This is a genomic window from Nocardia sp. NPDC006982 (genome assembly GCF_042869435.1).
GTDB lineage: Bacteria > Actinomycetota > Actinomycetes > Mycobacteriales > Mycobacteriaceae > Nocardia.
This window is the reverse complement of record NZ_JBIAFV010000023.1, coordinates 60,781-67,640: the sequence shown is the minus strand read 5'-3', so window position 1 is coordinate 67,640 and position 6,860 is coordinate 60,781. Positions and strand designations below refer to the sequence as shown.

The 6,860-nt window shown below is 66.4% G+C and carries 6 protein-coding genes; 1 reads left to right on the top strand and 5 read right to left on the bottom strand.

The features are described 5' to 3' along the window. Positions 1–184: 184 nt before the first annotated feature. The 5 genes from ACFYOW_RS44230 to ACFYOW_RS44210 form a co-directional block, all read right to left on the bottom strand. On the bottom strand, positions 185–1,321 hold the full coding sequence (locus ACFYOW_RS44230; RefSeq protein ID WP_387297211.1) for an Mrp/NBP35 family ATP-binding protein: 1,137 nt from the start codon (positions 1,319–1,321) through the stop codon (positions 185–187). A 20-nt stretch (positions 1,322–1,341) separates the two neighbouring features. Further along, positions 1,342–2,205, bottom strand: a complete 864-nt coding sequence (locus ACFYOW_RS44225) for a lytic transglycosylase domain-containing protein (RefSeq protein ID WP_387297209.1) — start codon at positions 2,203–2,205, stop codon at positions 1,342–1,344. Between the two features lie 140 nt (positions 2,206–2,345). Next, on the bottom strand, positions 2,346–3,818 hold the full coding sequence (locus ACFYOW_RS44220) for a lytic murein transglycosylase (protein ID WP_387297207.1): 1,473 nt from the start codon (positions 3,816–3,818) through the stop codon (positions 2,346–2,348). A 118-nt stretch (positions 3,819–3,936) separates the two neighbouring features. Next, positions 3,937–4,530 carry a DUF1003 domain-containing protein gene (locus tag ACFYOW_RS44215; protein WP_387297205.1) on the bottom strand — a complete coding sequence of 198 codons (594 nt, stop codon included), beginning with the start codon at positions 4,528–4,530 and terminating at the stop codon, positions 3,937–3,939. Continuing rightward, on the bottom strand, positions 4,520–5,827 hold the full coding sequence (locus tag ACFYOW_RS44210; protein ID WP_387297203.1) for a magnesium transporter MgtE N-terminal domain-containing protein: 1,308 nt from the start codon (positions 5,825–5,827) through the stop codon (positions 4,520–4,522). Before ACFYOW_RS44210 ends, ACFYOW_RS44215 begins: the two co-directional genes overlap by 11 nt. Before the next feature lie 64 nt (positions 5,828–5,891). Here ACFYOW_RS44210 and ACFYOW_RS44205 point away from each other — a divergent pair, with 64 nt between their 5' ends. Beyond that, positions 5,892–6,848 (top strand): HpcH/HpaI aldolase/citrate lyase family protein, encoded by a 957-nt coding sequence (locus tag ACFYOW_RS44205; RefSeq protein WP_387297201.1) that lies wholly within the window; start codon positions 5,892–5,894, stop codon positions 6,846–6,848. Positions 6,849–6,860: the final 12 nt, after the last annotated feature.

Genomic DNA, 6,860 nt, shown 5'->3' with positions numbered 1-6,860 from the left:
TCGTATCGATTCCGAGTGACATGCCCGTGGGTCCGTGGCGGCGGACTGCGAGTTTGTCGGCGGTATCAGCGGGTGTGGCCCGCGGCTACGAGTGGTGCGTCGTATCGATTCCGAGTGACATGCCCGTGGGTCCGTGGCGGCGGACTGCGAGTTTGTCGGCGGTATCAGCGGGTGTGGCCCGCGGCTACGAGTGGCGCGTCGTATCGATTCCGAGTGACATGCCCGCGAGTCCGCGGCGGCGCACCGCGAGTTTGTCGGCTACATCGAGCAGTGCCTTCGCAGCCGGATTCTCTGGGGCGCGCAATACGATCGGGGTGCCCTCGTCGCCTGCCTCGCGCAACTCCTGCTCGATCGGAATCTGGCCCAGCAGTGGCACATTCGCTCCGACGGCTCGGGTGAGGCGGTCGGCGACGGATTGGCCGCCACCGGAACCGTAGAGGTCCATCCGGGTGCCGTCGGGCAGATCGAGCCAGGACATATTCTCGATGACGCCCGCGATCCGCTGCCGGGTCTGCAGCGCGATCGCACCGGCGCGTTCGGCGACCTCGGCGGCCGCCGGCTGCGGGGTGGTGACGACCAGGATCTCCGCATTCGGGATCAGCTGCGCGATGGAGATCGCGACATCGCCGGTGCCGGGCGGGAGGTCGAGCAGCAGCACATCGAGATCGCCCCAGAACACATCGGCGAGGAACTGCTGCAGTGCCCGGTGCAGCATCGGACCGCGCCACACCACCGGAGTATTGCCCTGGGTGAACTGCGCGATCGAGATCAGCTTCACATTGTGCGATTGCGGCGGCATGATCATCCGCTCGACCTGAGTCGGTCGCGCGTCGGTACCGAGCATCCGTGGAATCGAGTGGCCGTAGATGTCCGCGTCGAGCACACCGACCGAGAGACCCCGCGCGGCCATCGCGGCGGCGAGATTGACCGTGACACTGGACTTTCCGACGCCGCCTTTACCGGAGGCCACCGCATAGACGCGGGTGAGCGAACCGGGCTGGGCGAACGGGATGACCGGATCGGCGGAGTCGCCGCGCAACTGCTTGCGCAGATTGGTGCGCTGCTCATCGCTCATCACATCGAGGTCCACCGTGACCGCGCCGACGCCCGCGACGTCGGCCACCGCCTTGGTGACCCGCTGGGTGATCTCGGTGCGCAGCGGGCAGCCCGCCGTCGTCAGGTAGACCTCGATATGGACATTGCTATCGGCACCGATCGCGATGCTCTTCACCATGCCCAGTTCGGTGATCGGTTTGCGGATCTCCGGGTCGTCGACCTTCGCGAGGGCTCCCCGCACATCCGTTTCCGTTACCACTGGCATGGCATGAATTTTACGTTGTCTCAGATTCGCGGCAGGTCGCCGGGCTTAGGTGCGACGCCGGAGGCGTAGGACCCGGCCCACGCCATCACATTCGCGACATAGGCCATGGAGTTGTTGTAGCGCAGGATCGCCCGGGTCTGCTGGGTGAGATCGCGCATATTCAACCCGCCGTCGCACAGATACCTGCCCGCGGTCAGCGCCGCGTCGAACAGATTCTGCGGATCGGCGATGCCGTCGCCGTTACCGTCGGCGCCGTAGCGCTTCCAGGTCTCCGGGAGGAACTGCATCGGGCCGATGGCGCGGTCGTATCCGCTGAGTCCGTCCAGCGCGCCGCCGTCGGTGTCGTGAACGACGTGGTTGCCCGCGAGGCTGCCGTCGAGCACCGGACCGTAGACCGGTGTCAGCGGATTGCCGTCCGCGTCGGCCTTACCGCCGAAGGCGTGCGTCGACTCGACCCGACCGATGCCGGCGAGCATAGACCACGGCATTCCGCAGACCGGATTCTCCGCGGCGAGTATGTTTTCGGCGTTCTGATAAGCCGCGACGGCAACGCCGGGAATGCCGAGCGGGCCGGGTGGCAGCGCGGCCGGTTGCCTACCATCGGGCAGCGCAACGGTTTTCACGATCGGCGGCGCGCTCGGTGCCTGCTTTGCCATTGCGTTCGCGACGAATTCGGTCGCCGCCGGTTCCGCGGCGACCGAAAGTCTGGCCGCCTGGTCGTCTTGATCGTCCCCCGGAATGTGTTGCAGGACAGACGATGCGGTCGGATCGCCGGTGCCTGCGGACGCGGCGACGGCCACGAGTCCAGCGGGGACCAATCCGGTCAATGCGATAACGGAGCTGCGCTTGATCGTCGCAGGCGACTGCTTTCGGTGACGCCCCACTGTGCGGTGACCCTCCCATTGACTCGATAACGAGCCCTTCGTGATGGACGAAGTAGAGGGTACCGCATTCGAGACCTTTTTGTTACTGCTTCGTTATCGGGTCCCGGTGTGGCGTCATCTGTTCGATATCAGGCCTGGTCTCAGCCCTGCGGGACCGGTGCCGGGCCGGGCAGCGGGATCACGATGCCGAACGGCAGCGTGATGCCCGGTGCGGGCGGCGGGGTGGCTGCTTCGGTCTGGGGCGGCTCCGGCGCTTCGGCCACGCCGGGCTCCGGCGTCTTCTCCGGGGTGTTCTGCTGCGTTTCGCCCGGCGATTGCGCGGGGGCCTGCGCATTGGGCGCGGGCTGGGCCGCACCGGGCTGGGCCGCATCCGGTTGGGCCGGAGTGCAATTGGCGGGTTGCTGTTGCGGCTGCTGCTTATCCGGGTGCAGCTGGTCTTGCTGCTGAGGATCCTTCGGCTCGCCGTTTTCCGCAGCACCGTAGGTCTGCGCCGGTGCAATGGGCGACTGTGCCGGATCGCTGGGGGCGGGCAGCTGCGCCGGGGCCACCTGCTGTGGATCGCACGGCGGCTTGGGTACCGGGCGCGGGCAGAAGATGCCGCAGGGGATCGGTGGCAGACCGGGGATGGTGATCATCACCTCGGTCGGCGTCGGAATGGTCACGGTATTCGGCGGCGGTTCGGGCTTGGTGGTGGTCGTCGGTGCCGTCGAGGATGCGGCCAACATGTCCGCGCCCGCCGTGATCGGCGCGGTACCCGGCGGGACGAGATCGGGGGAGATGCTCACCTGGCTCGGCGTGCCGCCGGTGCGATAGGCCGCCGACCAGCTCAGCACATTGGCGGCGTAGGCGAGCGAGTTGTTGTAGCGCAGCACCGCGCGCAATTCCTGTTGCGGATCGCGCAGGTTCAGCCCGCCCGAGCACAGGTACTTGCCTGCGGCGAGCGAGGCGTCGAAGACATTGTGCGGGTCGGCGATTCCGTCACCGTTGCCGTCGGCGGCATACAGGTTCCAGGTGCCGGGCAGGAATTGCATCGGCCCGATGGCGCGCACCGCGCTGCCGTCGCCGGCCTTGATCACTTCGTTGCCCGGCAGCGTGCCGTCCAGCGCAGGTCCGAAGATCGGCGTCACGGTGGTGCCCGCGGCGTCGGTGCGTCCGCCGCCCGCGTGCAGCGATTCGATCCGTCCGATCCCGGCCAGCAGGCTCCACGACAGACCGCAGCCGGGCATCGAGGATTCCAGCGCGAGTTCGGCATTGCGATAGGCCGCGAGCACGATTTCCGGTATCCCGAGCGCGCCGCCGGTCGCGGGCAGGGCGATGTCGTGCAACGGAACCGAACCTGCGAACAGCGGGGTGCCGTCAGCAAGCGGGGTCATTGCTCGAAGTTTGCGGGGAGCCTCCGGCGTTACCGGAAGGAGACCAACTGTCCGGGACAATGTGGGTTCGCTGGTGTTGCCGGATGTTCCTTCGGCGGCGGATGTGCCGGTCGACGCCGCGAGTAACGCCTCGGGCGCGGTATCGGGAGTGGTGGATTGTGTGGTGTTGGTACCCGAGCCTGTGGCCACCAGACCTGCGACGACCAGTGCCGAGACGGTTATCGGAGCAGAGATTCGCATTCGGCCACACCAATCCTCTACGTCGTGAGAGCGCCTGTCCGGGACATCCCCTGCCCGTCCGCTCGGGACAACGTCGTCCAGGTTACCCGTGGGTCACAACCTTGTAGAGCATTTCCTGTCAATCGTCAGCAACTGGCGGTGAAACCTGAACTGTGCCCGGCTTTCTGCCGGAGCTTTTCTTGCGATTGCCCTTCGAAGGCTTATCGGGGCTCGACTCGGAATCCGGTGACCGCGCGGCCTCGATCCGGTCCAGCACCTCTCGCATTTCCTCCAATTCCCGGCGCAAGTAGTCGCGCGTAGCAACCTCGCCGACTGCGATCCGCAGCGCCGCGAGTTCGCGGGCAAGGAATTCGGTATCGGCCTTGGTCTGGGCGGCCCTGGTGCGATCCTCTTCCAGCGAGACGCGGTCGCGGTTGTCTTGTCTGTTCTGCGCCAACAGGATCAGCGGCGCGGCATACGCGGCCTGGGTCGAGAACGCGAGATTGAGCAGGATGAACGGATACGGATCCCAGCGCAGCGCGATCACGAAGGCGTTCAGCAGGATCCAGACGACCACCACAATCGTCTGGATCGCGAGATAGCGTCCGGTGCCGAGGAATCGGGCGACCCGCTCGCTGGAACGGGCCAGCGCCTCGGCGTCGTAGTCGAAACGGAACCGCGATTCCACCGGCGTTTCCAGGCGCTGACGCGCCGGATTCTTATCACTCGGCATCGGCTACCCCCTCGTGCCCCGCGACCGCGTCGTGGGCCGTATCTTCTTGCTCGCGCCAATCTTCCGGTAGTAGATGATCGAGCACGTCGTCCACACTGACCGCGCCGAGCAGATGGTTCTCCTCGTCCACCACCGGACCGCAGACCAGGTTGTAGGTCGCGAAATAGCGGGTCACCGCACCGAGCGGGGCATCGGGACGCAGCGGGGCCAGATCGGTATCGAGGATGCCGCCGACCAGGTGTGCCGGGGGTTCGCGCAACAGTCGCTGCAAATGCACCGAGCCGAGGAAGCGGCCGGTCGGGGTTGCGGTCGGCGGCCGCACTACGAACACCATGGTGGCCAGCGCGGGTGTCAGATCCGGATTGCGCACTCGGGCAAGCGCTTCGGCGACCGTGGTGGCCGGGGTCAGGACCACCGGTTTCGGTGTCATCAGACCACCCGCGGTATCGGGGGAGTGCTCGAGCAGCCTGCGGACGGGTTCGGACTCCTCCGGATCCATCAGCGCCAGCAGCGATTCCCGCTCACCCTTCGGCAGTTCGCCGAGCAGGTCGGCGGCGTCGTCGGGATCCATCGCCTCGAGCACGTCGGCGGCGCGGCGCACCTCGAGGTGGCCGAGCAGATCGACCTGGTCGTCGTCGGGGAGTTCCTGCACGACGTCGGCGAGTCGCTCGTCGTCGAGCGCGATCGCCACCTCGATGCGCCGCTTCTCGGGAAGTTCGCGCAGCATATGCGCGACATCGGCGGGACGCAGGCCCTCGAACTGCTCGAGCAACTGGGTGACGTCCTGGCCCGGCCTGCCGATCTCGTACGGCGTCAGCCCGCTGACCTGCGTCCAGTCCACTACGTGCACGGTCCGGCGGCGGCCTAGCCTGCGATGTCCGCGCACCGCGACCCTGGTGACCCGCCAGTCCCTGGTCCGGGTCTGTTCGATGCCCAGATCGACCACGAGCAGATCGACGTCCGCGAGATCCGGCAGATCCGGATCATGAACGCGCACCGAAGAATCCACGATCTGCGCGAGTGCGAGCATCTCGCCCGGACGCTGGGTGAAGCGGCGCAGGCTCACCGTGCCGGTATTGAGCGCGACGACACCGGGTTCGATCGTGGTCACCCGCAGCATCGGTACGAATATTCGGCGCCGGGACGGCAATTCGACAACCAGGCCGTGCACCCGGGGTTGCTGGCGGTCGTAGCGGACGGCCACGACGACGTCACGGATGCGGCCGATAGACTCGCCGTCCGGGCCGAGTACCACCAGTCCGGCGAGCCTGGCGACGTACACCCTGGTTGCTGCCATGGCTGTCAGGTTAGAGGGTTCGCTGACCGGTACTCACACCATGCCACGATCGACGGGAGTGATCATGAAGCCGCGCCGCTCGGTGCTCGCCTGCCCCGGCAGCAGCAAGAAGATGATCGATAAGGCCAAGGGCTTGCCGGTCGACGAGGTATTTCTCGATCTGGAGGATGCGGTCGCCCCCGCCGCCAAGGCCGAGGCCCGCGCGAATATCGTGGCCGCGTTGAACGACCGCGGCTGGGGCGATCAGCTGCGGGTGGTGCGGGTCAACGATTGGACCACCCAGTGGACCTACGCCGATGTGATCACCGTCGTCGAGGGCGCGGGCGCCGCGCTGGACGCGATTTTGCTGCCGAAAGTGACCGATGCCGGTCAGGTGCAGGCACTGGACCTGCTGCTCACGCAATTGGAGAAGGCCAGTGGGCTCGAGGTCGGGCGGATCGGTATCGAACCGCAGATCGAGAACGCCATGGGGCTGCGCAATATAGATGAGATCGCCACTGCGAGCCCGCGGGTACAGACCCTGGTTTTCGGCCCGGCCGACTTCATGGCCAGTATCAATATGCGCACCCTGGTGGTCGGTGAGCAGCCCGAGGGTTATGACACGGGCGACGCCTACCACCACATTCTGATGACCATCCTGCTCGCCGCTCGCGCGCACGGCCTGCAGGCAATCGACGGCCCCTACCTGCAAATTCGGGATATCGATGGATTCCGCAGGGCGGCCGGGCGCACCGCGGCACTCGGTTTCGACGGTAAATGGGTATTGCATCCCGGACAGATCGAGGCCGCGAACGAGATCTTCAGTCCGCGCCAGGCAGATTACGATCGCGCCGAGCTGATTCTGGATGCCTACGCCTTCCACACCTCGGAAAAAGGCGGTGCGCGCGGAGCGGTAATGCTCGGCGACGAAATGATCGATGAGGCCAGCGCGAAGATGGCTCAGGTAATCGCTGATAAGGGCCGGGCTGCGGGGATGACGAGGACCACGCGTTTCACACCCCCGAACTCCGGTTCGGAATAGCAGAATAGAGAT

Coding starts and splice junctions, on each gene's coding strand:
- ACFYOW_RS44230 (WP_387297211.1), bottom strand. CDS start 1,321: ATGCCAGTGGTAACGGAAACGGATGTGCGGGGAGCCCTCGCGAAGGTC.
- ACFYOW_RS44220 (WP_387297207.1), bottom strand. CDS start 3,818: ATGCGAATCTCTGCTCCGATAACCGTCTCGGCACTGGTCGTCGCAGGT.
- ACFYOW_RS44215 (WP_387297205.1), bottom strand. CDS start 4,530: ATGCCGAGTGATAAGAATCCGGCGCGTCAGCGCCTGGAAACGCCGGTG.
- ACFYOW_RS44210 (WP_387297203.1), bottom strand. CDS start 5,827: ATGGCAGCAACCAGGGTGTACGTCGCCAGGCTCGCCGGACTGGTGGTA.
- ACFYOW_RS44205 (WP_387297201.1), top strand. CDS start 5,892: ATGAAGCCGCGCCGCTCGGTGCTCGCCTGCCCCGGCAGCAGCAAGAAG.